This is a genomic window from Neobacillus sp. plas4 (genome assembly GCF_057221695.1).
In genome coordinates this window covers 298,332-324,624 of record NZ_CM170152.1, presented here as the reverse complement: position 1 = coordinate 324,624, position 26,293 = coordinate 298,332, and the positions used below count along the sequence as shown (strand labels likewise).

Here is a 26,293-nt window from a genome sequence, read left to right as displayed (position 1 = left end):
ATTTTGAAACATAAGGATTATATTACTAGGTTTCACTTTCCTTTAAAAAGGGTACCGAATGGAGAGTGTAATTCCTTTACATGCTCTTTTTTTAATTTTGTGGTTACATATTTTCGTGAGGAGGATTTCTATGGATAATAAGAAGGCTGTTCAATTAAGTAGCTTTACCATTAACAATGAAAAAACTGCTCCTTTAACTACTAACCAAGGGCTAAAAGTATCTGAAGATGAGTTTTCATTAAAGGCTGGGTTAAGAGGGCCTACATTGATGGAGGATTTTCATTTTCGAGAAAAGATGACACATTTTGACCATGAACGAATCCCTGAACGGGTTGTTCATGCCCGTGGTGCAGGGGCACATGGAGACTTTCAGCTTTATGAATCTCTAGTTGAATATACAAAAGCTGATTTTCTTACTGACACATCCAAAACTACACCGGTTTTTGTCCGCTTCTCAACGGTACAGGGCTCGAGAGGGTCTAGCGATACGGTTCGTGACGTTCGAGGGTTTGCGACCAAATTTTATACGGATGAAGGTAACTTTGATTTAGTCGGTAATAATATGCCCGTTTTCTTTATTCAAGACGCGATTAAGTTCCCTGACTTTGTACATGCTCTTAAACCCGAACCACATACGGAAATTCCACAAGGGGCTAGCGCTCACGATACGTTTTGGGACTTCATTGGCCAAAATCATGAATCGGCCCATATGGTCATGTGGGCCATGAGTGACCGTGCCATTCCGCGCAGCCTACGTATGATGGAAGGCTTTGGTGTGCACACCTTCAGACTGATTAATGCGGATGGCGAAGCACATTTTGTCAAATTCCACTGGAAGCCTCTTCTTGGTGTACACTCACTAGTCTGGGATGAAGCACAGAGAATTGCAGGTAAAAACCCTGACTTCCATCGCCAAGACTTGTATGAAGCGATTGAGAAAGGGGATTTTCCGGAATGGGAGTTAGGCTTGCAAATTATACCTGAAAAAGATGAGTTCAACTTTGATTTTGACATTTTAGATCCGACAAAATTATGGCCAGAAGAAGAAGTCCCCATAAAGATTGTGGGTAAAATGACCTTGAATCGTAATGTTCAAAACTTTTTTGCCGAAACAGAACAAGTCGCTTTTCATCCTGGTCATGTCGTACCAGGGATTGATTTTTCAAACGATCCTCTCTTACAAGGACGTTTATTTTCCTATACAGATACACAGCTATCCCGCCTGGGAGGTCCGAATTTCCACCAGATTCCAATTAATCAGCCTGTCTGTCCATTTCATAATAATCAGCGGGATGGAATGCATCAGATGGTGATCCATAAAGGACAAACAAGCTATCATCGGAACGGTTTAAATGCCAATCAGCCAGAACCGGCACCGGTTGAACTAGGGGGCTATGAATCTTATCAGGAAAAAATCGATGGTCGTAAAATTAGAGGTCGAAGTGACAGTTTTCTAGATTTCTACTCTCAAGCGAAGTTATTCTACAACAGTTTAGCTCCATTTGAACAAAAGCACTTAAAGGATGCATTAAGCTTTGAGCTAGGGAAATGTAAATCGGAAATGGTTAAAAATAACGCGGTTGCGCTATTAAATCATATTGACCGGCAAGTGGCGGAAGAAGTCGCAGGCAATATTGGAGCAGAACTTCCTCAGGAAAATCTTGAATTAAAATCGGATAAAAAGTCTCCTGCCCTTAGTATGGCAAACACAGTGAAGCAACCGGCTACTAAATGTGCCGCCATTTTGTTAGATGGTGAGCCCGATGATGAAAAATTAACCGATTGGATTCGAACGCTGGCGCAATATAATATCAATTATAGTATTGTGGCAAAAAAGATGTATACGATTAGTCCTGTTCTAAAAGTAACAGATACGTTTGATACGGCAGATTCCAGTCTTTTTGATGCAGCAATATTGATTAGTACGAGTTCCGAAGCTGATCCGTCTGTATTAGATTTTATTGAAACTACCTATAAACACTTCAAACCTTTGGCAATGGCCGTTGAAGATTACACAGCCCTAGAAAGATGCCGTGTGGTGTTAGATGCACCTGGTGTTTATGATTTAACCAAGGCTGATATTCCTAAATTCATAGAAGGAGTAGCACAGGGCCGTTTCTGGGAACGCACATTATAAGCATAAAATCCTGAACATTAAAATTTGCCAGGGCTTTGTGCTAATTTCAACAACATGAAAAGACTACTTCCTTGTTTTTAGGAGTAGTCTTTTCTTTAGAAAAAAGTTATTGGCTTGTCGGCAACCAACTGCTTCAGTTGCTAAGAACATAGCCGCTATAGACGCAGCATTTTGAAGAGCTGAACTAGTAACTTTAGTTGGACCCACGATACTAGCGTCGATCATGTTTACCCACTCACCGCAAGCGGCAGTTTCTCCTGCACTTTTCCCATGTTGTTTTGGGATACCTATCGATACCAGCAAAAAGCTTTCCACCACTAATTACTAGACCCTTCTCCCCGCTCATATCGATTTGTCCTCAAGACCTTTGATTAAGGACTAAACTTCATCTCGACAAAATTTTTTATACTAAGGAGGATTAAACCTAGTTTTGACAGCATTTCAAGCTTTTCTAATCAATCGTTTAATTAAAACTGATTTAGCTAATTAAACGTTTGATTGAATAGTGGATAAACCCTTTAAACAAACATGTATTTGGCTGTTTTCAAATGAAATAATTGTCGTATAAAAGTTGTGTTGTTAAGAATCAACTTAAAAACCGACAATAGAAACTAACGAAATATATAATCTAACAATAAGAAACAAATTTTATACTAACTAATCGATTGATTGAAAGTGTAGTAATCCCTTTTAAACTAAGCTTTTTCCCTTTTCCAAGAAAATAAATTGTCGAGGAAAACACCTGTTTTTCTACAATAGGTGAAACAAATATGGAACAAATCGATGAATAAAAATGTTCAAGTACTAATAGTGTCGGTATGTTCCATACCGATCTTCTCCTGCATTTATATCTAGATCAAACCCACTAGGAATATACCGCCAACTTAATGAATTCTGGACCAAATGACTAATTTTTGGCGGGTGTGGCATATCTACCACAAATTTTAATTGCAATTTATCATACGAATATTTTTGCAGGGCTATGTGCCAGGCATCCAGCTTCTGTTGATCAAAATGAAATTTTTCATAGTATGCTTGTATAAGCACCATTAACGTATAACTCTCTCTTATTCATCTAAGTTAAAATCCTCCTCAGATATTCTATTACCTAGGCTTCCTGTACCCAACGTTCAGATTATTCGCCTTGTGTCTTCCATCTTTTCCGTTTTGATAAAGACATCTGACGAGACCCACTCCAATATTGCTAGACGGTCTATAATTCCTTCTTCCGCAACAACCACGGTCGGTTCTGTTTTGACCAGACAGAGAAAATTTGTTTCCAATGGTGTTAAACCGGGTATGTATATTTTGTACGCTTTTATCAGCAAACAAAAGGGAAAAGGAGGCTATAACTATGAGTAAAATAGTTTTAGGAGTTTATGATTCCAGCGATGAAGTAATTAAGGCCATTGAGGTATTCCAAAACAGAGGATATTCCGTAAAAGACTTTTCTATTATTGCTAAGACAGTAGATGTCCCTTCTACCATCGAAGAGGAAACAGGGGTAACTTCTCAGGAGATAACCACAAGGGATAATTCACCATCAGAAGACCACCTAGGGTTCTTAACAAGCCTGTTTACCCCATTTGTGAATATTACTGCCCAAAATGACGGCAGAAATACCTATTATGATCATTTGATTGCTCAAGGTATTAATCAAGCAGATGCGCTTAAATATGAAGAAGATATCAATTCCGGAATGATTCTGCTTCTCGCAGAAAAAGGAGTAGCGACTGATAGTGCTGCCAACGGTATCTCTACAGAAGACTTTGCTCGTGATAAAACTGGTCTTGAAGATACTTTCGAAACAGATAAGGAGCAATCACTAGAGCTGCGCGAAGAGCAGTTGGATGTGAATAAACAGCGTGTTCAGACAGGTGAGGTAGAGGTGAAAAAAGATGTGGTTGAAGAACAGAAAACAGTAAATGTCCCAGTAACGCATGAAGAGGTCTATGTAGAGAGACGGTCAGTCGACAATACTGATGCAGACACAACCACACCAATAGGCGATGCTGAAACCATCCGCGTACCAATTGTCGAGGAGAAAGTAGAAGTGACGAAGAAACCAGTCGTTGCTGAAGAATTGGTGATTGGCAAGAAACAAGTTACGGAAACCCAACAGGTAACAGAAAATATTAAGCGTGAGGAAGCAGAAGTGACCAAAGAGGGCGAAGCTTCGGTCAATGAAACTACTACTGGCAGCAATAGTTTGAATACTGATAGATTTTAATGGATGGTGTCTAAAGAGTATATCTATTAGGGTCAGTCCCCCGCTACATTAGCACTTTAGCAGACTGGGGGACTGACCCTTTTTCCCTTTTTCCAGAAAGAAAAGACCTCCCAACAGTTTAGTATACTGATGAAAGGCCTTCTCCAATAACTTTCTTTTTCTATTATAGATTTACGCGGACAAATTCTCTGACAACTTTGTCAGTTTATCATTTAAAACTTTGATCTAACATGGTTTTATTCCCTAATATCATTTCTATTATACTTTCGTTCACTTTGTGAATCATCCTTAGTCTTAAATTTTTTCCTTTCATCTTCCATCTCGATTTTCAAATCTTCTAACGGTATTTCATCAACAAATTCCTGACCTTCTAACTTTTCAGCAGCATTTTGTTTTTTCTCTTTTGGTGATTTATTATCTTTACTACTCATACTTTTCACCTCAGATATATCGTTTTGTATTATATAACCTTAAATAATAAGTATTAAACCTTTACTCGTAACCAAACTCCTGTTTTTTGTAATCCAATTAATCCAGAGAAAACCTTTATGGAAGGTTAGGCATTAGAGAATTTTAAGAGCTGAACAACATTGATATGATAGATCGTTTGATAAAAGATAGCATACTTTCATTTCTATATTACTAGAAAAGAGGGTTAAATTTTAAAATGGCGGGTAAATATTAGTATCTTGTTTTCTAGCAACTGATTTAAACAGTGAGGAGTGGAATAAATTGAATATCTTATTGACATCAACTGCAAGACGAATAGACTTTGTAGGATTTTTTCAGGATGCTTTAAAAAATGCTGGCATCGATGGGAAAGTAATTGCTACTGATCCTGAATATAATGCCCCATCGCTCCAAGCAGGGGACGAAAACTATGTCATTCCAGAGCAAACGGATTCAGATTATATGGAAAAAATAATGGAGATTTGTAAGAAACATCATGTGGACTGTCTTGTCCCATTGAATGATTGGGAAGTGCCCCAAATATCTGCACACAAAAAGGAACTGGAGAAATTAGGTGTATCCGTATTTGCGCCGGATTCAGATATTGTCAAAAAGGTACGGGACAAGGGAAAGTACCAGGAGCTGCTTGATCCGTTGGGCGTTAAGAGTCCACTTTCCTACTTGAATGTTGAAGATGCGAAGAAGGCATTGGAAAAACAAGAAGTATCCTTTCCGTTAATTGTGAAGCCCCGTAACGGTTCAGCCTCAATCGGTGTTGAAATTATCGATAATTTAGAGGATATGGATTTTGCCTATCAGCAGGTCGTTCGACAGATTAAAGAAAGTCCATTGGATGGCGCCACATCCAGAGAACCGGAGGACAATGTCATTATTCAGGAAGTGATTGAAGGTGATAAATTTAGTTTGGATATGTTTAATGATTTAAATGGCCGCTTTCTTACTTCATTCGCTCGGAAGCAATTAGGTATGAGGGGCGGAGATATCGATCGGTGCATTACGGTAAATATCCCGGAATTAACAGAAATCGCACAGCGTTTAGGTCAAAGCTTTGGCCATGCAGGCTATATGAACACAGATGTCTATTTCAATGGTACCGATTATTACATTATTGACATCAACCCCCGCTTTGGCGGCGGTTATGCTTTTACCCATTCAGCAGGAGCGGATATTCCATCGGCAATCATTGCGCTAACCGCTGGTAAACAGTTACAAGAGGATTGGCTGCGTCAAAAACCTGATATCGAGCTAGCTCGACATGACACTGTTGTTTCAATAAATAAACAAAAGGTAATGTAAGTACTTCAAGAGGAACAATGAATGGAAAACGATGGATCAAACTTTTAAAAATTGAGGAGGGATAAAATGAGCGATCCAATCCCCCTATTAGAAGAATTAATAAAAATAGATAGTTCTACAAAAGCAGGTGCGAATCAAGCGATTGCCTATTGTGAACAATGGTTAACAGATCAAGGCCTACCCGTAAAAAAATTAGAGAATAATGGGTTTCACATGCTCGTTTCTGAAATAGGCCAAGGTGATCATACGGTTGTATTAAACGGACATATCGATGTCATTGAAGCGGAGGAAAGACAGTTCCAACCCTATATCAAAGATGGAAAAATGTATGGCCGCGGTGCAGTGGATATGAAAGCAGGAGTGGCTGCTTCCATGGTGGCAGCAGCACAATTGAAAGATAGGAACTTAACATCCAGGGTCATGCTTCAAATCGTTCCAGACGAGGAGACCGGCGGCATCAACGGGACCAAATTTTTAACAAAAAATGGATATTTGGGTGATTTTATTATTTGTGGTGAACCAACAAATATGGGGATTGCCATCCAATCTAAAGGCGTGCTTCAGCTCGATATTACCATCCAGGGGAAATCAGCCCATGGGAGTCGTCCATGGGAAGGCACGAATGCAATAACTAAAGCTATTAATCTCTTTGAAGAAATTTTAGAGCTTCCTTTTGCACAAGAAAGCTCCCCTATGTTTAATAAGCCATCTATCAATCTCGCGAAGATCCAAGGAGGAACCGTCTATAATAAGGTACCGGATCTATGCGAAATGTTCCTGGATATCAGATATCTGCCAGACCAGTCTCCGGAGGATATTGTTCATCAGATTCAGGCAATAACAGACAGTACAGTAACAATCCATAATTGTAATAATCCGGTCAAAACAAAAGCAGATAATCCTTATGTAGAAGCATTGGGCGAATCAATCAAACGAATCACCCAGCTCGAAAAAGTAACCATATTCGGTCAGCATGGTTCTAACGATGGACAGTTTTTCAACGAGTACGGAGGTTCAGCCGTAGAATTTGGCCCCGTTGGCAGCGACTGGCATGGGGAGAACGAAATGGTTTTTATCGATTCTGTGAGAGAATATCAGGATGTGCTGGTGGATTTTATTTTGACCTTGGATGATTATCAAAAAACTCATCGATGATTATTTGATTAGGAACTACCTGGTTACCCGATATATATATAAAATTAGAGAATCGTATGAGACGCTTATTGAAAATAGCTGAGCTAAATCCTGAACTAACAAAAGATGAATAAAGAGGCTTCCCATAAGTTCAAGAACTCATGGAAGCCTCTAATTCATCATGCCTTATTACCTTCCTGCCAAAAGTAATCCAATTTGTGCCATCAATGTACTGCCAATATATGTTCCACTAAATACGAAAATAGCAACAATGGCAACTTTCCAAGAAGTATTCTTTAAATCTACCAAACGGTTTGCAACAGAAATTCCGGCAAAAGTAAGAATGGGTGTTGTGATAGAAAGGAAATCCACCGCTCGAATAGCCTGCACAAAAAAGTCAGAGATCAAACACATGACAAGAGAAGTAATAGCCACCCACCCTAATACCGGAAATTCCCTTAGAAAATTAATTGAACATGTTTTGAGCTTTTCCGAAATAAAGATTCCAATCATAGAGAAGACCCATAATGCAATCAGTCCCGCAACTGTCATCCCGGTAACTGCCATGGACTCAGGATTTTTTAAATGCTTAATAAATTGGGTAAACATGATAAGTGAAAGACTTAATAAAATGATTAAACCGTATTTAATATATGAATTACGCAGCGCTTTTTGCATTTTTATCACCTCTGACTAAAAGTCTGTAAATAAATTTCTGTAATGGAGCCGCAAGAAATACCATTGTAAAAGTACCTAGGAAACTAGTAAGCAATTGACTTGCGGACGCATAAGCTAAAATGGTGCTCTCCATTTCTGGAACTTGTGCAACTAAAGAAGCGGAAGCGGCACTCATCATACTCCCTGAACCCATACCTGATGCCATAGCTAAGGCTTCAATACTAAAACCGAACTTGAGTAACAATGGTGCGAAAACACTGAAAAATATCGTTCCAAATAATGTCCCGATGATATATAAAGATAAAACTCCTCTTCCTTCATCAGAATCCAACGTATATTTTTCTGAAATATAAGCAAGTTCCCCTTCACGGCCAATTCCTAGTGTAGCTCCAATTGCTTCTCGTCGTAACCCAAGCATAAGTGCAACCGGCAGGCCTAATAGGACGGTTCCTAGAGCTCCAATTTCCTGAGTGATGAATACCCAGCCAATCTGTAGAATTTCACCTAATTTTGGAGCAACATCTGCACCATATCTCGCCATAAGTGGCAGCATTAAGAAAATCAAGTACTTCCCAGCAAATTCAACGTTTTCTTTACTATAGACTTTTTTCCAAAATCCTTTGCGGAAAACATTTATCCCTAAAACCATCGTTATGATAATGGCAAATACAAGCGGCAATAAGCCTATTGAAAAAGTGCCAAGTTGAACACTTTGGAACCCAATCATCTCAGAAGCTGTAATGACTGCTAGTGCAAAAATAATGAGATAAATAAAATTCTTATTCATTTTCGTTTCCTTTCTTATCCATGATTTCATCTATTAAATTCTTATATTCTTCATAACTTCTTTTATACAATCTTGAAGAATCGATGTTTCCATTCATTTTTTCAAAAACCTGTGCTAAAAATCTTGGGAAAATCTCATATATAAATGGAGGGTCGATATCGATAAAGTCATCACCATGAATCGTTCCCGTAAACCCGCTGTAACCAATCTGAATGCAAGGAAGCATATAAGAAAGATCACCAATATCTCCAGCTGCACTGATCGGATCATCATTATACAGCACTTCAATTTCATTATTTTCTTCAAATGCTTTCCATACAAAATCCGATAAATAACGATCTTGTTTAAAAGGTAAATACCCCATCTGTGTAGAAATTTCTACATCTCCTTGTAACGCTAGAGCACTTCCCCTTGCAGCATCATCTAGTTTAACTGCAACATCCTTCATATAATCAACGGATAAAGTCCTCAAATCTGTCCCTACTGTAATAGCGTTTGGTATAACATTGGTTGACATATCTGATTCGATTACAATTGGATTCATTCGTACCTTTTCTGAATCTTTGAGTTGTTGACGACTTAAGCCGACAGCTACATTAAATAAGGTAGACATGTTATAAGCATTTTTTGAGGAGAACGGATCGAACCCTGCATGAGTTGCTTTTCCGATAAATTTATATCTTTTATACAGGAACCCAGCTAAATCACAGTTTGTATTAATCGTTCGTTTCGCAAATTCTCCGCCTATAGCATGAACACAGAGGCTTAAATCAATATCATCAAAAACACCAAGTTTCATTGCTTCCGGCTTACCGCCATAATGCGTGATCTTGTTTTGCTTTATTAACTCGTCACGATAAGCTAGATCCAAATATTCCTCTGCTGGGATAAAGACAAAGGATATTTTATAATCAAAATCCTTGTATACATTTGACTTCACTAAATAATTGTATAAAGCAAGCGCAATGGCCACCTGTGTGTAATGACCACAGTTATGGGCAGCACCCGTATTTTTATCCGCATACATATGTGAAGGGGCATACACCGCATCTAATTCTGCAATAAATGCAACATGTAATGTTTTATCTTCATCTCCCAACGTTGTTTTGAAACCAGTAGTACTGAATTCTTCAATCTCAATATTCGGATTCATAGACTTTAAAGAAGCTATAATCTTCTCTTTTGTTCGTTCTTCTTTATAACCTAGCTCCGGATGATAATATATATCTTCTGCAACCTTTTTTATTTCCTCGTATTGGTTTTTGAAAATCATTTTGTTAACCCCTTTACTATTAAGTAATCTATCGAAGCAACTTATCATTCTTGAATCGGAATCCTCCACGACTCCACACAACTCAATGAACTATATGGTTAGTTCATTAGAACATTTGTGTTTAATCTCAAAAAAACAATAAAAACGTGTTATCTACCGTGAATTCTGATAAATAACACGAACATTTTTTATTTTATTCTTTTTATTGTTCGTTATCAACCCTAAATTTTTAATTTTTAAAATTTATAATATTCCTATTATTTAAATAAAATGTCTTTCTCCACGGTACACAAAAATAAAAAAAGAGGATTCTCAAAAGTTTGGTCAACTAATGAGAAAACCTCTTTTAATTTACATTATGTTAGCATATTACTCAAAAGCCCTTATTGTTCAAGGGCTGGAGGACATGATTACATCATGCCGCCCGTAAGATGAGAGTGTGTAATAATATTATAAAAGTAAGAAATAAGAACCAAATAACAAGGCAATTACAATAATAAGTATACTTAGAGTAAGAATGTATTTCCTTGATGCTGTATATGTTTGATTATTAATCGTATTGATTTTTATTAGATAAACAATGGTTGCCATTATGATTGTTATAATTCCTATACCAACGGAAGCAATGCCTATCATATTTGCAAGTATATCCCCAGCTGGTGAGAGGCTTTCTTTCATATTAAAATGTAGATTCGTTACTAGGAAACCAACCCCAATGATGGCAATAGCAGTTCTGATCCAGGCTAAATACGTCCTTTCATTTGCCAAATGCTGCTGAATATATTTGGAATCGAGTGTTGGAATGTTTTCACCCACTTTTTCTTTGCCCTTACTCATTGCTTCCATCTCCTTAATCTAGGTTTTTAGTTTATAACCTGATTTCCTTTAAAACCGTAGGGCCTTATTCTATACATATAGATGGCTCCTAGACAATCCGATATATCTCATCCCGTATTTACCTACTTTTCAATATAATTGATACCTAAACCCAAACGAACTACCCACGGTAAGTACCTCAACTGATCGTACTGCATCAATTTTTAATATTACTATAAATCTGTTAACTGCAGAAGCATTTGTAGTATCCCCACAGCTAAAACTAGGGTTTTATGCTGCATTTTGATAAATGTGCTCTCCACCATTTTTTACCAGATCTTTTTCTCGACAATATTTTTTCTACTAAGGAGGAATAAACACTAGTTTGACAGGATTTAAGGCTTTTCTAATTAATCGTTTGGTTAAAACGAATTCAACTAAATTAAACGTTTGAGTGAATGAAGGGTAAACCCTTTAAATTATTGAACTTTGGGCTGTTTTCAAGAGAATTAATTGTCGTATAAAAGTTGTGTTGTTAGGAATCAACTTAAAAACTGACAATAGAAACTAACGAAATACATATTCTAACAAGGACAAACAAATATTATACTAACTAATCGTTTAATTGAAATTGCAGGAAACCCCTTTAAACCATGCTTTCCCCCATTTTTCCAGATAAACTTTTTGTTGAGGAAAATTCTTGTATTTCTACTATCGATGAAATGATAGTGGAACAAATTTATGACTTAGATTCCAAACTAGTCCTGAGCTACCTCTTTATATGCTTTTTCACCATTATGTAATTATGTTAGTGTGACAATTATTATCTTATTCTTGAGTAAACTCTCATCAAAAGATAGTATATAGTCTGGGATATATTTAGGAAGGAGACAACATGGATAAGCGTATTTATTTTTTAATGATCATATCCTTTATTATAGGTCTGGTTGAACTGATCATTAGCGGGATATTAGATTTGATTGCAGAGGATTTACATGTAAGCATCGGCCAAGCCGGTTTGCTGATCACTGTTTTTGCTGTCATTTTTGCAGTTGCAGCGCCAATTTTACTTGTCATGACAGCTAAAATAGAAAGAAAACGGCTAACATTAGTTTGCTTGTACATCTTTTTAATTGGTTGTATCGTAACAGTATTTGCACCTACTTTTTCTATTTTGTTTATAGGAAGAATTATTTTAGCGTTAAGTGGAGCGCTATTAATCATATTGTGTTTAGTTATGGCTCCTAGCTTAGTAGGAGAACAGTATAAAGGCAGGGCCATTGGGATCGTCTCTGTGGGAGTAAGTGCTTCGTTAGTTTTAGGGGTACCGCTTGGGCTTATCATCGGAGATAGTTTTGGCTGGAGAGCTCCATTCGTACTTATAACTATTTTAACAGCATTATCAATTATTGGCGTTCATGTATTAATGGGAAGTATACAACCGAAACCCCAAATTCCGTTGAGGCAGCAGCTTGCAGCATTTAAAAATCATAAGATCACATTAGGGCTAACAACGACATTCCTCTATATGACTGGCCATACGATTATGTATGCCTATTTTAAGCCTTATTTAGAAGCAACCTCTGATTTTAATGCTACTTGGATTAGTGTCATCTATTTCATTTTTGGTTTTTCTGCTGTAGTTGGTGGAGGTCTTGGCGGTGTAATGGCAGATTTATTGGGATCAAGAAAAACAATGGTTATTGCCCTAGTCGTTTTTAGTGCTTTATTCTTTATATTTCCATATTCAACAGATTTCTTTCCGGTATTTCTCATCATCATTATCATTTGGGGGATTCTCAGTTGGGCGATTTCACCGGCCATGCAATCTTATTTGATTGAAATAGCGCCTGAAACATCGGAAATTCAGCAAAGCTTGAATAATTCAGCTCTTCATTTAGGTGTTGCTGTTGGTTCAGTGATTGGAGCTGGAATTGTAGATACACTCTCAGTCGAAGTAAATCCTTTTGCAGGTGGAATATTCATCATTTTATCATTCATTACTGCCGTCATTTCTATTAGCAGTAAGAAAAAGACTTCTTATAAAACAAAGAGCGCAATTTGAATTATTTCAAGATGCGCTCTTTTGATGTATATTTCTTTTCCTACATGGTAGTTTAAAAAAGGATATTAAATACTTTTTGAATTTGAGTCAATATTTTGTACCTATAATATCCAATTTATTTAAATTCTCCTAGGTTAAAGCCTACCTTTTGCAAAAAAAGGACCAATCACATGATTGATCCAAGAATTATTTATTCTGCTATCTGCTTTATTAGTTTTTTATTTCCTTTGTTTAATATATTCTCGTAATCGATATATTCATAAATATCATCTGAAACTCTGTTACTGAATTTGGCTAACTCATCCAAAGTTAAATCTTCAATGCCTTTCTTGTACTGTTCACAATAGATGATGATTTTTCCAACAATTTCGTGGGCATCTCTAAATGCTATTCCTTTACTGACTAAATAGTCTGCAACCTCAGTAGCATTTAGAAAGCCAGCCTTAATGGCAGCTTTCATGTTATCTTCTTTGACATGAAGGGTATCAATCATTTTTGACATAATTTCTAGACAGTCCATTACGGTATCAAGAGCATCGAAAAATTGTTCTTTATCTTCCTGCATATCTTTGTTATATGTGAGGGGTAAGCCCTTTAGTGTTGTCAATAAGGAAAAAAGCGAGCCGTAAACTCTTCCTGTCTTTCCTCTAATCAGTTCTGCAGCGTCAGGGTTTTTCTTCTGTGGCATGATACTGCTACCTGTTGAATACGCATCATCCATTTCAATAAATCTGAACTCTTGGCTGCTCCAGAGTATAAGCTCTTCGCTTAGTCTGCTTAAGTGCATCATGGTGATGGAAAAGCTCGACATAAGTTCTAGCAAATAATCACGATCGCTAACGCCATCTAAAAAATTATCTACTGGCTTAGAAAAACCTAAAAGCTCTGTAGTTATTTGCCGATCAATATTATGCGTCGTTCCCGCTAATGCACCGCAACCCAGTGGGTTTTCATCCATGATATCAATGGCGTTGCTGATTCTATTTTTATCACGGGTAAACATTTGTACATACGCACCAAGGTGATGGCTGAATGTGACAACCTGGGCACGCTGCAAATGAGTATATCCAGGCATGATGACATTGTTTTGAACAGCTTTGTTTTTTAACGATTCTATTAGTTGTTGAAGGGCAGCCATTACGTCCTTTGCCGTTTGTTTAGCATAAAGTCTCATATCGACAGCTACCTGGTCATTTCTACTTCTAGCCGTATGTAATTTTTTACCAGTTTCACCGATTCGTTCCGTTAAGTTCATTTCTACAAAGGAGTGTATATCTTCATAATTGCCTTCTACTTGTAGAAGACCAGACTCAATATCCTTTAAAATGGACTCTAGACCGTTTACAAGTAAAGTACCCTCAGCTTCTGACAGCAATTCACATTTTACAAGCATTTTTACATGGGCAATGCTTCCTGTTATATCCTGAAGGTAAAGTCTATGATCGACAGGTAGAGAAGTATTAAACTTCTCCATCATTTGATCTTCTCGCTTTGTAAAGCGTCCGCCCCATAATTTCACCTATATTCCAACTCCTTCGGTTCCATCATACTTCTTTTTATGAATTTTAGATAAAATATAAATAGCAAGAATGAGTAAAACAAAGATTAATAGTAAGGTGAACACACTGCCTGTAATGCCAGCAACAATATATCCAATTAAGGCAATAAATGCATTAAGAAGGGCATATGGAAATTGTGTTTTCACGTGGTCAATATGGTCTGCACCCGCTCCTGTAGATGATAGAATGGTTGTATCAGAAATAGGTGAACTATGATCACCCATTATTCCACCAGAAAGGACAGCCCCTATACAAACTAATAAATGTGCATCTAGTGCAACAGCCATAGGAATGGCAATTGGTAACATAATCGCAAATGTTCCCCATGAAGTACCTGAAGCAAGAGACATTAAAACTCCCACTATGAATAAAACAGCTGGGATAATGAAGGCAGGCACATTTCCATTCATTGCTTCAACCACAAAGTTAGCCGTACCCATTTCCTTCATTACCTTTCCAAGGGACCAAGCCAGGATTAATGTAACTGCAACATAAACCATCTTTTGCATCCCGGTTGTATAGATGGTAAAAATATCACTGAATTTTTTTAATTTGTATACAAGCATTAAGATGATAATCGTAATAGCTGCAAATAAATAGGCTGTACTTAAGGAAACTCTAAAATCATTTCCTGGTACTGGCTTAAATGGGAAGCCATATGAAATCAACAAACCGAATAGAGTAACAAATAATACTGCCAAAGGCAGCCAAATTAATATGGCATGTCCGTGTTCTGTTCCTTCTTCACCAATCTCTGCTCTTCTTAGCGGCTTAGAAGTTGGCCAGTACAGCTCACCGGAAGTTTGAACTCTTCGCTCAGCTTTTGCCATTGGCCCAAAATCTAACTTAGAAAGAGCAATTAAAGGGACCATCGTCACAGCCAATATGGCATAAAACTGAAAAGGTATAACCTGAACCAGAGTAGTAAATTCAGATGTAGTAATATTTAACGCTTCATATTCCTTTTGAATAAGTCCCATAATGTATACGCCCCATCCAATAAAAGGAACTAATACAGCGACAGGAGAAGATGTTGAATCAATAATCCAAGCGAGCTTTTCTCTTGAAATTTTCGCCTTATCAAAGATTTTTTCAAATACTGGTCCTACGATAAGCGGCGTACCCAAATCAGAGAAGAAGATGATAATTCCTCCGATCCAAGCTGAAATCTGTGCCTTTGCCTTTGTATTAATAAATTTTATCGAATTTGCTGCAAGAGCGGCTCCACCTCCAGACTTCTCCATAAGCCCTACAAATCCGCCAATAAAGAATAATAATACGATAATAGCTGCATTGTAGCCATCCGCTGCAAGTGGGAAAAAGTAATTTCCGATTGTCTCTGTTGTTGCTGCAATAGGATTTCCTCCAACAAGAATGAGCACTCCGATAAAAGCACCGGAAAAAAGAGACACTACTACATTCTTCGTTATAATTGCAAGAATGATTGCTATTATAGGGGGGAGTAAAGATATCCAGCCCATGTGTTCCATAAAACATTTCTCCTTTTAATAAATAAGTATAGTATTGCATAAATATAAATGGGTAAATATTTAGAATTTACCTTAAAGTTAGATTATAAGGAACACTGACATGAAATGCAATAAGCTATTTAAATATAATTTTTTAAATAAACATTAGCTATGATTTTGGTTCCAAGTATCGATGGTATTAGTGATAATCCTAAGGAGTATAAAAAAGATTTAACCTTTTATTTAATTTAATCTTAGAAAGTCAGGCTGCTAATGAAAGATTTTTCAAAAGGCACTAGAACTGGAGCTAATTACGAAGGACCCTACAGAATTTGCTTATGTGAAAAAGGATAAGAAAACGATTGAACAGCTAGAAGAAGAGGAGGTCTATGTCCGGTCTAAATTACGATTTAACACCGCATAGTTTAAGACATAAGCATACATCTCTCTTAGCAGAGGCAGGAGTCTCACTCAAACAAAATATCGATCGGCTGGTTATACTGATGATCAAATTACAAAAAATGTGTATCCCCACGTAACGCAAGAAATGAAAAAAGAAGCTTCCCATTAGTTTTGTGAACTAATGAAAAACCTCTATAAGAAATTCTCTATGTTAGCAAAATGTTAGCATTTCACTCAAAAACCCTTATATATCAGGGGTTTAAGCAGCTATTACATCATGCCGCCCCTAAGGTGAGAGTGAGTAATATCTTTAACGATATGTTTCAAAAGTGCGGTATATCAAGGTTTAAAGAAATCTGAAGTGTAACATCTTTAACGGGAATTTACCGTTTTTTATAGGATGGCGTTAGCAAAATGTTAGCATTTTGTTTAAAGGAAATCGGACTATTACTATATTCATTACAACGATTAAAACTTGGATATGATTGCAGATATAATGATGCTGTAAGTGTTCACCGAAGATTAATATATTTCGTACCAAGAATTTGTCTTTAAAACAAAAAGGCTCAGAGTATATTACTCCGGAACCTTTTCAAAAATCTCGGTTTTCTATTTTTAGGATTTTCCACAAATAGCAATACTCCGTGAACTTCCAACTACCTTTTTAAAAAATAATCATCTCATACCTTAAATATGAGGAACAAACGACCTCTACATTCCATTACCGAAACTGCCACTTTGTGCGGGCTTTGTAAACTTGACCTTTATCCAGGATACACGATGGAAAGTGTTGATGGTGAATGGAGTCCGGCAGGCCTTGAGTTTCAAGACATAAACCTAAATACTTCCGCATTGGAGTACCATTGACGGAGATATCTCCTTCTAATTGATTTCCCGTGTAAAGCACTACGCAAGGCTGATCGGTTTCTATAATTAAAACACGGCCGCTTTCCTGATCACTTAGAACAATTTTGTTTGGTTCGTTTTCCTCTAATAAGAACGGATGATCATAGCCATTTCCGGCAAGTATATTTTGTGGATGTGTTGATACTACGCCATCCCGGATTACTCTTCCGCCAGTAAAGTCAAACGGTGAATTCTCCACTGAAAGGATTTTCCCAGTTGGCAGCAACTCCTCAGTTAGTTCAAGAAACTGCTTGCTCTTTAACTGCAACACATGATCTTGTATATCCCGTTTAACATCACCAGAAAGGTTAAAATACGTATGGTTGGTGACATTGAGCAAAGTTGATTGATCGGATACGCCTTCGTATTCTAGGAGAAACTCATTGCTATTATTCAAGGTATAACTGACCTTCATGTGAAGATTCCCAGGATATCCGTTTTCGCCGTCTTTACTCATATAGGAAAATACAAGACTAGCATAGTCTTCACCTTTTTGAACCTCGACGCTCCAAATGACCTTATCAAAGCCCCTCAATCCGCCATGTAGATGGTTTTGATGGTCATTTTTCTCTAATTGGTACACTTTATCATTTAATTCAAACTGGGCTCCTTTGATTCTTCCCGCTACACGGCCGACTACTGCTCCAAAATAAGGGGAATGGCTCTCGTAGTACTCTATGGTATTAAAGCCAAGAACGACATTATCAAAGTTTCCTTGTTGATCTGGGACAATCATTTTTGTGATGGTGCAGCCATAATCAAGGCACGTCACCTTCATCCCGTGATCATTTTCTAAAGTATAGGCAGTCACTCCCTGCCCATTCAACTCTCCAAACTTTTCTTGCTGTATATTCATTTTAGAAACTCCAATCCATTTTGTTAAAAGAATAATCACAAACACGAGAACCGTTCCCCGTATTTTTGCGAGAACCGTCCCCGTGTTTTAACAATCTAAGTTTTATAGGGCAGAGTTTCTATATCTCTTTTGCTTTTCTTTCCTGAATAATTCGTATGCATTCATTAAATTCAGTTTCTGTATAATCATATTTTGATAACAATAATAATCGTAAGATTGATCCTAAAGCTGGTAAAATCGATACGACTAGAAATAATCCTTTTAAAGTAAATTCTGTTTGTTCAACATTCGCTTGGTAACCAATTAATGTTAAAATAAGTCCCGTGAAAGCCCCTGCTAACGCAACAGAGATTTTTCCGGCAAATGTTTGTCCACCAAATACAATGGCTTCAAATCTTTGTCCTGTTTTCGCTTCACTATATTCAACAGTCTCTGATAGCATCGCAGAAATAATCGGGCCTGTCGCAGAATATAAACATTGAGTAATCGCTAAAAATGTGATAACTAATGGGATACTCTCATAACCCACGGAGAAGAAAATAATACGTAAAACGATATCACTTATTAACAGTGTGATTAAAATGTGTTTCTTCTTAAAGTATTTTGTTAAAAGTGGAATAAATAAAAATCCTACTGCACTTAATGTCCCGATGATTCCAAATACACTCATTAATTGAGGAGCATTCAAATTATAGGTAAAGAAATAAAGGATAATTCCTTGTACAATATTCATAAAAATATTTAAGAAAAATACCGTTAAAATCATAAACATATACTTATTAACTTTAGCGGATGCTATAACATCTTTAAATGTAACTTTTTCACTATGAGTTGGTTCAACTCGTTCTTTTGTATATTTATAGCCAATAAACATTAAGATATAGGCTGCTACCATGATAATCCCAACGGTTATCAAATAACTTGTAGATGGAGTGAAGCTTTTATTGAAAACCCCTAACATGATTGGAACTAAAAATCCTACCATGCCGATTCCGCCGTAAACGCCTAAATTAGCTACTGTTAGCAATGTTGTACGATCTTGACCCTTTTTAGAAATCACTGTAGAAAGAGACCAAAACGGAATATCAGAAAATGCGTACATCGTTCCCCAAAGAATATAAGTAGCTCCTGCATAAAGGATTTTCCCTGTTACACTTATGTCTGGTGAAATAAAACAAAGGATGGATGAAATCACAATAAATATGGGAGCAAATTTCATATACCCTCTAAATTTCCCATGTTTTGTTCTTCTTGTATCCATAAATCCCGCTACGATCGGATCAATAACTGCATCCCAAATTCTAGCAACTAAGAAGATCACACTTGCTGCTACGGCTGAAATCCCTAAAATATCCGTATAAAAGAATAAAATGAATGTACCTACCAAACCAAAACTAAAACATTGCCCGAAACCATAAGAAAAATAGGCAAGATATTCCTTAATACTTATTTTTTCATGAAGTTCATCTATCTTCGTTTCTTCAACACGAACTGCTGCACTTTGCATTTTATTTCCCCCCCGTATTATTTGAAAATGAACCCATATTGACGGTCAGAATCCATAATCGCTTTAATTGTTTTAGGATCAAATTTATAGTTATGATTGTGATCTAATAATCCATTCACTTCTTGCTCAACATCTGTTAACTGTGTATAGCAAAATCCACTGCAAAACTCTATTTTCATTACGGCTTTTGTTAGATTCTCTATTTTTTGTAACACATCATCTTTCGATTGAATACGTTCCCCATATCCCCAGGAAGCTTCTGAAATATCTTCCTGATAGGCTACACCGCCGTATTCACTAATAATGAATGGTTTTTGTTGGTACTCATAACCTTTACAGTATGTTTTTCGACCACTCGTTAAGGAAGGGCTTTCCTTTATCGCCATTTCTTTATTTTCATAAGAAGCGATTAATGTATCCTCATTCGTATTGTAATCATGAATGGTACATACATCTGTCAATGTATGCTCCCAGCCATCATTTCCAATCACTAAACGTGTGCGATCTAATGATTTAACGGTGTAGTACAAGGCATTCACAAAATGTTGTTCTTCTTCATGGTGAGATATTTCATTTACTCCCCATGACTCATTCATCACAACATAGGTAATAACGGAAGGATGATTGATATGTTTGTCAACAAATGGATGAATCTCTTTGAACATATTTTCGTTTGACTTACGGCTAAACTCAAACATACTTGGCATTTCTGCCCATACAATAAGTCCTAATTTATCACAAAGATATAATAACTTATGACTTTCGATCTTTTGGTGAATTCTCAAGCCATTAAAGCCCATTTCCTGAATTTTCTTCAAATCATCTAAAAATTCATCTGTCGTTCCTGTTAAACCAGCATTCGGGTAGTATCCCTGATTTAAAATGAGTTTTTGATAGAATTCTTGATCATTGATATAAATTTTTTCTTCATGAGCCTCAATACCTCTCATCCCAAAATAACTCACGATTGAATCTTCTACTCTATCATTCTCATCCAAAACATTGAGCTCAATATCATATAAATTAGGATCAGTTGGATGCCAATAAAATAATCTGAAATGAGGCAAATTACTACTAACATCGATTGAAAATTTAGCACGTCTATTTTTAAAGGAGCTCAACATTTTCGCAATCAATTGACCCTTATAGGTAACTTTTGCTTCAATAAAAACGTTTTTATGATTGTTGATTGTTGCATCAATTGATAGTTCTGCGCTGTGAATATTAGGCTTCATCGTAAAGTTAGTTATGTAAGTGCTTCCTGTTTCCTCTAACCAAACACTCTGCCATATTCCAATTGTACGTGTATACCAACATAAAAAGTTTTCATCTTTCCAACTTTGTTTTCCGATAGGTTGATTTGTATCATTATGATCTTCTACTCTAATGGTGATTGTATTATTTGTACTTACATGATTCGTGATATCCACTTCAAAAGGCACATGCCCTCCTTCATGAGTACAAACCAAAACATCATTGATCCAGATATCGCATTTATAGTCAATGGCTTCAAAATTTAAAAGATAACTTTTATTTTCTTGTTTATTCAATTGAAATTCTCGATAATACCAAACGACAGGGTAATATTCCTGAATATCAATACCAGACTTTTTAAACATATAACTATAAGGCACTGTGATTTCTAAATCAAATTCTTCCTTGTTAATCGGCCCAGTAATGTTTGCGCCTCCATTTTTATCTAACTTAAATAACCATTTTCCATTTAAATCAAACCATTTACTCCTAATTTTCTGTGGATTTGGATACTTTAGTTTTTCCAAATTAGACACTCCTTTACGTTAACTCTTAGTTGATAGTAATAGACTCAATATACCATACTAACTGTAGGTTTTATTTTTCCTATTTTTACTACTTTTCCTGTATGACCTGCGATAATTCAGTAAAAATAACTCCTAACCCATGCGCACCAGCATCTGGATACCCAATACTTCTATCCCCAACAGTTCCTGCTCGTCCCATATGCGCTACAATTTTTTCCGTGGCTTTCGCTCCTTCTACAGCAGCTTCTGCAGCTTTAACAAAAGCATTTTTTATCCGATCTCCAGTAGCAGCGCAAGACGACAATGTATCTGCATATGGTACCAACGCATCAATTAACGTCTTATCTCCTACAACCGCACCACGACCAAAAGAACGTTCTCCAACTGCTTGGATACCCTTCACTGAGGCTTGGACCATATCGGCAAATTCAGATAAAGTCAATTCTGTTTTGGGACCAACATTTTTACCGGCTGCTCTAAATGCAGATCCCCAAATCGGACCGGATGCCCCGCCACAATGCTCCATAATGACCATGGAACAAGCTTCAAGGAAAGTGCCAATGTCACTCGATTTGCTTTCCATCATTTCATGCCATTCAGCTTTTAGCTGTTTAAAGCCTTTCGCAACACTCATGCCAAAGTCTCCATCACCAGCATGGGAATCTAATTCACAGAATGGTACTTCATTTCGAATAATACATTCACTCATTTGATCGACGATGAAGATCATATTATTTAAAGTGATTTGATTATTTTCAATGTAAGAGTAATCCTTATTTGTTTCTATCACATAAGAAACCTCTTTGTTTTCTTTATCATTTCCTACAATTTCTGCATAAGAAACAGGTGGGAACTCACCACTAATTTTAAGTGCTGGAGTATCACAAGCGTCTGATAATAGACTTTTTAGGTCTTCATCTAATTTCATAATTGATACAGATGCTCCTGCCATATCAATAGCCGTCATATAGTTTCCGACAAAAGCTCTTGCAATGGTAACATTTTTACGAGACAATTCGCGAATCACAGAGTGATTTAATAAATAGAGTTCTTGAAGAGGCGTGCTGCCAAATCCATTTATCAATATAGCTACTTCTTCTTCTCCATCTTCTATTTCCAGCTCTTTTAATAGTGAAGTCACCATGCGTTCTGCAAGTTCATCTGCTGAAACGATCTTTTCACGACGAATACCAGGTTCTCCATGAATACCGACCCCAAATTCCATCTCATCTTCAGCAATCTCAAACGTAGGAGTTCCTTTTGCAGGGACTGTACAAGAAGTAAGGGCAAAGCCAATACTTTTCACATTATGAATGGCTTTCTTTGCAGCAGCCTTAACTTCAGAAAGCTCATACCCGCGTTCCGCTGCTGCACCAGCGATTTTATGGACAAGAATAGTCCCAGCAACTCCACGTTTTCCTACTGTATATAAGCTGTCCTGAACAGCAATATCATCGTCTACTTTTACATAATCGACTAGAATTCCATCTTCCTGTGCAAGATAAGCTGCATTCTTGAAATTCATCATATCGCCACTGTAGTTTTTGATAATCAATAACGTTCCTTTATCGCTAGCCGTTTCTCGAATGGCTTGATAGATCTGGATTTGGGAAGGTGATGCAAAAACATCACCACAAACGGCTGCATCCAACATCCCTTTACCGACATAGCCAGCGTGAGCAGGTTCATGTCCACTACCGCCTCCACTAAGAAGGCTTACTTTATTTTTGTTGATTTCTTTCCTTTTAATCACTTTATACTTTTCTAACAGATCCAACTCCGGATGTGCAAAGACAATTCCCTTGCACATTTCACGAACGACATCTTCAGGTTTATTAATAATTTTTTTCATATTATATGAACCTCTTTTTATAATCGGAGCCAATTTTATCTGCTGCAATGATTGCGGCAGCTACTGATTCTGGTGAAACTGGGAATGGCATCGAATAGATTGATTCTTCTGGGATACAAGCTTTTTCAGCCACTTCCATTAACTCTTCCTGTGTAATAGTGTCTACACCGATATCAGAAAGACAAACCGGAAGTCCAATTGCCAAACAGAAATCTAATACTTCTTCTATTTCTTCAGTAGGTGCGTTTTCCAATACTAATTGTGCCAATGTACCAAAAGCTACTTTTTCACCATGATAGTAATGGTGTGCTCCTTCTAAAATTGTAAGACCATCATGAATTGCATGTGCGCCTGCCAATCCAGCACTTTCAAAACCCAATCCTGATAATAAAATATTGGCTTCAATAATATTTTCTAAGGCTGGAGTTACAGTATTACAATCGCTGGCAGCTTTTGCTTTAACCCCATCCTCTAACAATGTCTTATAGCAATGTGCAGCTAATGCTAATGCTGCATTGGTTCCTTTTGCAGGCGGGCATAAGCCTTCACGTACTCCGCAAGGCAAACCGGCATTGACGTTAGAGTAAGAACGTGCAGTTGCTCTTGCTTCGAAATAAGTTGATAATGCATCTCCCATACCAGCAACTAAGAATCTAGTTGGTGCATTTGCAATGACCGTCGTATCAATTAAAACAACGCTTGGACTTTGTTTGAAGTATGCATAATCATCAAAAGCGCCATCTGGTGTATACATAACAGCAGAATGGCTTGTAGGTGCATCTGTAGCAGCAATTGTTGGAACGATGATTAATGCATCACCCTCTGCTACACATTTTGCTGTATCAATCGCTTTACCGCCGCCTAAACCAATCGTACAATCACAGTTACTTTCTTTAGCTACTTGTTTTAATCTTGCAATTTCCTGGCGCGAACATTCACCATTGAATCCGCTTTCTACGAATGTAATCTCGAACTTGTCTGCTGTTGCATCCAATTTTTCCTTTACACGCTTCACATCTTCAGGATGTGCGATTAAAAGAGCAGATGTACCGAATGTTTTCACAAAATAACCTAAATTTAATATTTCATCTTCACCTTGAATATATTTTAAAGGACTAATAAATGCTTTTCTCATTTGTAAAACCTCCTAATAAAACTTTGAAATCCCTTCCATAAATAAGTCTACTATCCTTTGATGGAGATTACATTAGAATTAAATGCAGAGTTTTCACAATAATATATAGTACTTTTTTGATTTTTCACAATTTAAATGGTATTATTTTGACATCTTAATAGGTTAAAAAAATATCATTTTCAACCTATTAACCTTTGAATATTACTATTATTTTTTCGGTTTAAAATGACCATTTTCAATCTAATCAAATAGAAAAAAATAATAAATATTAAGTAAAATCTGTTTTATCTCACAGGAGGAAGAAACAAATTGAAAGCTAGTTTATTGAATTTAAATAAAATACTAGATTTAACAAAGTGGAAAAGTCTTCAAGATTCTCTTGCACTTGTTACAAAATTAGCGATTATTACAGTTGACTATAAAGGAGTACCAGTCACCCATCACAGTGGTGTTCGTCCATTCTGTAAGGCTATGCGTGACGATCCAAATACGGCAAAGCTTTGTGAAAAGTGTGATGCAAGAGGAGGATTAGAAGCAGTCAGAAAGAATGCCCCCTATATCTATTTATGCCACTGGAATGTTATCGATATTGCCATTCCAATCATCATTGATGATAAATATGTAGGTGCCATTATGGCGGGGGAAGTAAAGCTTGCAGATGGTAAAGAACATGATTCATTGGAACAAATGCTTACCGTTCCATCAAAGGAATTTGAACACATCAATAATAAAGAAGAAATTCAACGTTTATACGATTCCATCCCTACTCTCTCCTATTCTGAAATTAACGAGGCGGCTCAAATGTTATATAGTCTTTGCAACTATATCGTAGAGGAAGCCATGAATAAAAATTTAATGTTAGAAGTATATGAAAAGATGGTTCCGGCAAAAGAAGACCTTTCAACTGTTGATTTTACTAATGGATATTCTCTAGATAATATCCAACATATACAGAAAGAGTTGGCAAATACCGTTACTAATGCTTACGTAAAAACTTCACTGAATGATCATTTTGTGTGTAAAAACAAAACATTACAGCCTGCCTTTGACTATATATATAAAAATAAAAGTGAAAAAATATCTCAACAGATGATGGCTGGTTTATGCCACATCACCACCAGTTATTTCAGCCGATTATTTGTAAAAGAAACGGGTAAGAATTTTTCTACCTTCATTTCTCTTCAAAAAATAGAATGGTCAAAACAACTATTAGAAAAAACAGATCTACCCATTGCACAAATTAGCGATGAATTGGGATTCAACGAACCTGGGTACTACATTAAGACATTTAAAAAATATGAAAATATAACTCCCAGCGTATATCGGAAATACTATCAAGAAAAATTATAAAAACTTTTTTGCATAAAACTTTATGTGGAGCATATGAAACGATTAGGTCATAAAGATGAAGATACTACTAAAAATATTTACTTGCATGTAACAAAAGAGTTGAAAAAAGAGGCTTCCCAAAAGTTCAAAGAACTAATGGAAAGCCTCTAATTTTAGCCTTATTAGGAGTAAATGTTAACTTAATGTTTACCCCTTAAAGAGCATTGAAGGCAAGATCCCTATGAATCTACTACCATCATTAAAGTCTATTCATTAATAAGAGTTTCTAACGCTACAACAATCATGTCATTGAACGTTGTTTGACGTTCTTCCGCTGTGTTTCTTCACCTGTAATAACATGATCACTCACTGTCATAATACTTAATACGTCAATGTTGTATTTTGCTCCAAGTGTGTATAGGGCTGATGTCTCCATATCTACACCTAACACACCGTAATCAGCCAGCTTATGGATCATTGAATCGTCGTCTTCATAGAATGAATCGCCAGTGTCAACATTCCCTACATGAACTCTCAACTCATCATTTACTTTAGATAAACGATAGGCTCTCTCAAGAAGAGTAAAGCTTGCGTTTGGCGCAGAAGGTTT

Annotated in this window: 20 protein-coding genes and 3 pseudogenes; 8 read left to right on the top strand and 15 right to left on the bottom strand. The window is 36.7% G+C overall.

Annotated features, from left to right (window positions below; genetic code table 11):
- Window positions 1-130 precede the first annotated feature (130 nt).
- Window positions 131-2,137, top strand: coding sequence for a catalase (locus AC2TFD_RS01700; protein ID WP_335569656.1), 2,007 nt, complete (start codon window positions 131-133; stop codon window positions 2,135-2,137).
- Between the two features lie 63 nt (window positions 2,138-2,200).
- On the opposite strand, the gene AC2TFD_RS01695 is transcribed toward AC2TFD_RS01700, so the two are convergent.
- Window positions 2,201-2,440: a hypothetical protein gene (locus AC2TFD_RS01695; RefSeq protein WP_484676395.1), complete on the bottom strand. Its 240-nt coding sequence runs from the start codon at window positions 2,438-2,440 to the stop codon at window positions 2,201-2,203.
- Window positions 2,441-2,941: 501 nt separating this feature from the next.
- Window positions 2,942-3,187 (bottom strand): hypothetical protein, encoded by a 246-nt coding sequence (locus AC2TFD_RS01690; protein WP_484674833.1) that lies wholly within the window; start codon window positions 3,185-3,187, stop codon window positions 2,942-2,944.
- Window positions 3,188-3,491: 304 nt separating this feature from the next.
- Here AC2TFD_RS01690 and AC2TFD_RS01685 point away from each other — a divergent pair, with 304 nt between their 5' ends.
- The gene (locus AC2TFD_RS01685) at window positions 3,492-4,367 is read left to right on the top strand and encodes a YsnF/AvaK domain-containing protein (RefSeq protein WP_335519431.1); all 876 of its coding nucleotides are present in this window, start codon (window positions 3,492-3,494) and stop codon (window positions 4,365-4,367) included.
- 236 nt (window positions 4,368-4,603) lie between these two features.
- On the opposite strand, the gene AC2TFD_RS01680 is transcribed toward AC2TFD_RS01685, so the two are convergent.
- Window positions 4,604-4,798 (bottom strand): hypothetical protein, encoded by a 195-nt coding sequence (locus tag AC2TFD_RS01680; protein ID WP_484674832.1) that lies wholly within the window; start codon window positions 4,796-4,798, stop codon window positions 4,604-4,606.
- Window positions 4,799-5,099: 301 nt separating this feature from the next.
- Between AC2TFD_RS01680 and AC2TFD_RS01675 the strand changes: the two genes are divergently transcribed.
- Both AC2TFD_RS01675 and AC2TFD_RS01670 read left to right on the top strand, forming a co-directional pair.
- Window positions 5,100-6,134: an ATP-grasp domain-containing protein gene (locus AC2TFD_RS01675; RefSeq protein WP_484674831.1), complete on the top strand. Its 1,035-nt coding sequence runs from the start codon at window positions 5,100-5,102 to the stop codon at window positions 6,132-6,134.
- Between the two features lie 66 nt (window positions 6,135-6,200).
- Window positions 6,201-7,289 (top strand): M20 family metallopeptidase, encoded by a 1,089-nt coding sequence (locus AC2TFD_RS01670; RefSeq protein ID WP_484674830.1) that lies wholly within the window; start codon window positions 6,201-6,203, stop codon window positions 7,287-7,289.
- Window positions 7,290-7,457: 168 nt separating this feature from the next.
- On the opposite strand, the gene AC2TFD_RS01665 is transcribed toward AC2TFD_RS01670, so the two are convergent.
- The 4 genes from AC2TFD_RS01665 to AC2TFD_RS01650 all read right to left on the bottom strand — a co-directional run bounded on the left by AC2TFD_RS01665 (window position 7,458) and on the right by AC2TFD_RS01650 (window position 10,843).
- The gene (locus AC2TFD_RS01665; protein ID WP_484674829.1) at window positions 7,458-7,946 is read right to left on the bottom strand and encodes a hypothetical protein; all 489 of its coding nucleotides are present in this window, start codon (window positions 7,944-7,946) and stop codon (window positions 7,458-7,460) included.
- Complete coding sequence (locus AC2TFD_RS01660; protein WP_484674828.1) at window positions 7,927-8,733, bottom strand: DUF3100 domain-containing protein; 807 nt, start codon at window positions 8,731-8,733, stop codon at window positions 7,927-7,929. The genes AC2TFD_RS01665 and AC2TFD_RS01660 overlap by 20 nt, the downstream gene beginning before the upstream one ends.
- Window positions 8,726-10,006 (bottom strand): zinc-binding metallopeptidase family protein, encoded by a 1,281-nt coding sequence (locus tag AC2TFD_RS01655; RefSeq protein ID WP_484674827.1) that lies wholly within the window; start codon window positions 10,004-10,006, stop codon window positions 8,726-8,728. The genes AC2TFD_RS01660 and AC2TFD_RS01655 overlap by 8 nt, the downstream gene beginning before the upstream one ends.
- Before the next feature lie 450 nt (window positions 10,007-10,456).
- Window positions 10,457-10,843 carry a YidH family protein gene (locus AC2TFD_RS01650; RefSeq protein WP_484674826.1) on the bottom strand — a complete coding sequence of 129 codons (387 nt, stop codon included), beginning with the start codon at window positions 10,841-10,843 and terminating at the stop codon, window positions 10,457-10,459.
- An 874-nt stretch (window positions 10,844-11,717) separates the two neighbouring features.
- On the opposite strand from AC2TFD_RS01650, the gene AC2TFD_RS01645 reads away from it, so the two are divergent.
- Complete coding sequence (locus tag AC2TFD_RS01645) at window positions 11,718-12,887, top strand: MFS transporter (protein ID WP_335520448.1); 1,170 nt, start codon at window positions 11,718-11,720, stop codon at window positions 12,885-12,887.
- A 190-nt stretch (window positions 12,888-13,077) separates the two neighbouring features.
- Here the strand turns inward: AC2TFD_RS01645 and argH are convergent, their stop codons facing one another.
- Complete coding sequence (gene argH / locus AC2TFD_RS01640; RefSeq protein WP_484674825.1) at window positions 13,078-14,406, bottom strand: argininosuccinate lyase; 1,329 nt, start codon at window positions 14,404-14,406, stop codon at window positions 13,078-13,080.
- Window positions 14,407-15,936 carry a Na+/H+ antiporter NhaC family protein gene (locus tag AC2TFD_RS01635; RefSeq protein ID WP_484674824.1) on the bottom strand — a complete coding sequence of 510 codons (1,530 nt, stop codon included), beginning with the start codon at window positions 15,934-15,936 and terminating at the stop codon, window positions 14,407-14,409. It lies immediately after the preceding gene.
- A 368-nt stretch (window positions 15,937-16,304) separates the two neighbouring features.
- Between AC2TFD_RS01635 and AC2TFD_RS01630 the strand changes: the two are divergent.
- Window positions 16,305-16,486, top strand: a pseudogene (locus AC2TFD_RS01630) (tyrosine-type recombinase/integrase); the annotation flags it as partial.
- A 552-nt stretch (window positions 16,487-17,038) separates the two neighbouring features.
- On the opposite strand, the gene AC2TFD_RS01625 reads toward AC2TFD_RS01630, so the two are convergent.
- The 5 genes from AC2TFD_RS01625 to AC2TFD_RS01605 form a co-directional block, all read right to left on the bottom strand.
- Window positions 17,039-18,079 carry an aldose epimerase family protein gene (locus AC2TFD_RS01625; protein ID WP_484674823.1) on the bottom strand — a complete coding sequence of 347 codons (1,041 nt, stop codon included), beginning with the start codon at window positions 18,077-18,079 and terminating at the stop codon, window positions 17,039-17,041.
- A 118-nt stretch (window positions 18,080-18,197) separates the two neighbouring features.
- Window positions 18,198-19,586 carry an MFS transporter gene (locus AC2TFD_RS01620; RefSeq protein WP_484674822.1) on the bottom strand — a complete coding sequence of 463 codons (1,389 nt, stop codon included), beginning with the start codon at window positions 19,584-19,586 and terminating at the stop codon, window positions 18,198-18,200.
- 17 nt (window positions 19,587-19,603) lie between these two features.
- Window positions 19,604-21,367, bottom strand: coding sequence for a glycoside hydrolase family 2 protein (locus AC2TFD_RS01615; protein ID WP_484674821.1), 1,764 nt, complete (start codon window positions 21,365-21,367; stop codon window positions 19,604-19,606).
- Between the two features lie 88 nt (window positions 21,368-21,455).
- Window positions 21,456-23,219, bottom strand: a complete 1,764-nt coding sequence (dhaK, locus tag AC2TFD_RS01610) for a dihydroxyacetone kinase subunit DhaK (RefSeq protein WP_484674820.1) — start codon at window positions 23,217-23,219, stop codon at window positions 21,456-21,458.
- Between the two features lies 1 nt (window position 23,220).
- Window positions 23,221-24,354, bottom strand: a complete 1,134-nt coding sequence (locus AC2TFD_RS01605) for a glycerol dehydrogenase (RefSeq protein WP_484674819.1) — start codon at window positions 24,352-24,354, stop codon at window positions 23,221-23,223.
- A 309-nt stretch (window positions 24,355-24,663) separates the two neighbouring features.
- Here AC2TFD_RS01605 and AC2TFD_RS01600 point away from each other — a divergent pair, with 309 nt between their 5' ends.
- Both AC2TFD_RS01600 and AC2TFD_RS01595 read left to right on the top strand, forming a co-directional pair.
- Window positions 24,664-25,704: a PocR ligand-binding domain-containing protein gene (locus tag AC2TFD_RS01600; RefSeq protein ID WP_484674818.1), complete on the top strand. Its 1,041-nt coding sequence runs from the start codon at window positions 24,664-24,666 to the stop codon at window positions 25,702-25,704.
- A 33-nt stretch (window positions 25,705-25,737) separates the two neighbouring features.
- Window positions 25,738-25,854: pseudogene (locus tag AC2TFD_RS01595) on the top strand (tyrosine-type recombinase/integrase); the annotation flags it as partial.
- A 95-nt stretch (window positions 25,855-25,949) separates the two neighbouring features.
- Here AC2TFD_RS01595 and AC2TFD_RS01590 read toward each other — a convergent pair.
- Window positions 25,950-26,284: pseudogene (locus AC2TFD_RS01590) on the bottom strand (phosphorylase family protein); the annotation flags it as partial.
- Between the last annotated feature and the right edge of the window lie 9 nt (window positions 26,285-26,293).